This window comes from Ralstonia sp. RL (assembly GCF_001683835.1).
Lineage (GTDB): Bacteria > Pseudomonadota > Gammaproteobacteria > Burkholderiales > Burkholderiaceae > Ralstonia > Ralstonia mannitolilytica.
The window spans coordinates 1-2168 of record NZ_LWRX01000241.1 but is presented as its reverse complement, the minus strand read 5'-3'; the positions used below and the strand labels follow the sequence as shown (position 1 = coordinate 2168).

Below are 2168 nucleotides of genomic sequence, written 5' to 3'. Positions count from 1 at the left end.
CAGCGCGGTGTGATACGCCAGCAGCTGCAGCGGCACCACGTGCAGGATCGGCGAGAGCTGGCCGTAGTGCTCCGGCATGCGGATCACCTGGATACCGTCGCTCGACTGGATATGCGTATCGGCATCGGCAAACACGTACAGCTTGCCGCCGCGCGCGCGCACTTCCTGGATGTTCGACTTGAGCTTTTCCAGCAGCGCGTCGTTCGGGGCGACGGTCACGACAGGCATCTGCTCGGTCACCAGGGCCAGCGGGCCGTGTTTGAGTTCGCCGGCCGGGTAGGCCTCTGCGTGGATGTACGAAATTTCCTTGAGCTTGAGCGCACCTTCCAGGGCGATCGGGTAATGCAGACCGCGGCCGAGGAACAGTGCGTTTTCGCGGCGGGCAAACTCTTCCGACCAGGCGATGATCTGCGGCTCGAGCGCCAGCACCGCGTTCAGCGCCGACGGCAGGTGGCGCAGGTGGCGCAGCGCATCTTCTTCCTGCTCGGTATTCAGATGACCGCGCAGCTTGGCGAACGTCAGCGCCAGCATGTACAGCGCGGCCAGCTGCGTGGTGAACGCCTTGGTGGACGCCACGCCGATCTCGGTGCCGGCGCGCGTGAGGAACGTGAGCTGCGTCTCTCGCACCATGGCGCTGGTCGCCACGTTGCAGATGGCGAGCGTGTGCATGTGGCCCAGTTCGCGTGCGTGGCGCAGTGCGGCCAGCGTGTCGGCGGTTTCGCCCGATTGCGAGATCACGACGACGAGCGCGTTCGGGTTGGGCACGGTCTCGCGGTAACGGTATTCGCTGGCCACCTCGACCTGTGTCGGGATCTTGGCGATCGATTCGAGCCAGTACTTGGCCGTGCAGCCGGAGTAGTAGCTCGTGCCACAGGCCAGGATCAGCACGCTGTCGACCTTGGGCAGCACCTGGGCCGCCTCGGGGCCGAACAGGTCGGGGCCGAAGCCTTGCACGCCTTCGAGCGTGTCGCCCAGGGCGCGCGGCTGCTCGAAGATTTCCTTCTGCATGAAGTGGCGGAACGGGCCGAGCTCCACGGCGGCGGCGTACGTGCCGACTTCCTTCACTTCGCGCTCGACGATGTTGTCCTGCGCATCGGCCACGGTGAAGCCGTCGCGGGTGATCTCCACCACGTCGCCTTCTTCGAGGTACGCCATGCGGCTGGCGGAGCCGGCCACGGCCAGCGCATCCGAGGCGAGGAACGCTTCGTTCTCGCCGATGGCCACCACCAGCGGCGAGCCGGCGCGCGCGCCCACCACCACGTCGGGGTTGTCGCGCGCGAACACGGCAATCGCATAGGCACCGTGCAGGCGCTTGACCGTGGCGCGCACCGAGGCGAACAGGTCGCCGCGCGTGGCGCTGCTCGGGTACGTGTAGGCCTGGTGGATCAGGTGGGCGACGACCTCGGTATCCGTCTGCGATTCAAACCCGTAGCCGGCGGCCTTGAGCTCGTCGCGCAGCACTTCATAGTTCTCGATGATGCCGTTGTGCACCAGGGCGATGGTGTCGCCCGAGAAGTGCGGGTGCGCGTTGACGGTATCCGGCCGGCCATGCGTGGCCCAGCGCGTGTGCGCAATGCCGATGGTGCCATCGAGGTGGCTCGACTGCGCCTGCGCGTCGAGATCTGCCACGCGCGAGACGGTGCGCGCACGCTCGAGCTGGCCGTCACGCTGCACGGCGACGCCGCAGGAGTCGTAGCCGCGGTATTCCAGGCGGCGCAGGCCTTCGATCAGGACGGGAACGATATTGCGCGTGGAAACCGCGCCAACGATACCGCACATGTTGATTTCTCCGGTTGGGGTGCGGCGCCGCTGTCAATGTGCGCCGCACTCGGTATTTCAGTATCGATGCTCGTGTGCCGCAGCGGCATCCGCTGTTCGGCGCAGGAGAAAACCTGTCAAAGCTTGCCGTGTCAGGCCTGCTTCTTCTGCTTGACGGGGCGCTGCCAGTTCTCGATGGTGGTCTGGCGCGCACGCGAGACCGTCAGCTTGCCCTCAGGCGCGTCCTTGGTCAGTGTGGTGCCGGCGCCCAGGGTGGCGCCCTTGCCAACGCGCACCGGCGCCACGAGCTGCGTGTCGGAACCGATGAAGGCGTCGTCCTCGATGATGGTGCGGAACTTGTTGGCGCCGTCGTAGTTGCAGGTGATGGTGCCGGCGCCGATGTTCACGCG

2 protein-coding genes are annotated in these 2168 nt (G+C 66.5%); both read right to left on the bottom strand.

Annotation, left to right across the window (positions count from 1 at the left end; genetic code table 11):
• The coding region (glmS, locus tag A6M56_RS21305; RefSeq protein WP_286758409.1) for a glutamine--fructose-6-phosphate transaminase (isomerizing) at window positions 1–1779 on the bottom strand (1779 nt) is incomplete at its 3' end.
• Between the two features lie 131 nt (window positions 1780–1910).
• Window positions 1911–2168, bottom strand: a 258-nt coding sequence (locus tag A6M56_RS21300) for a DapH/DapD/GlmU-related protein (protein WP_286758408.1), incomplete at its 5' end; no start/stop codon positions are given.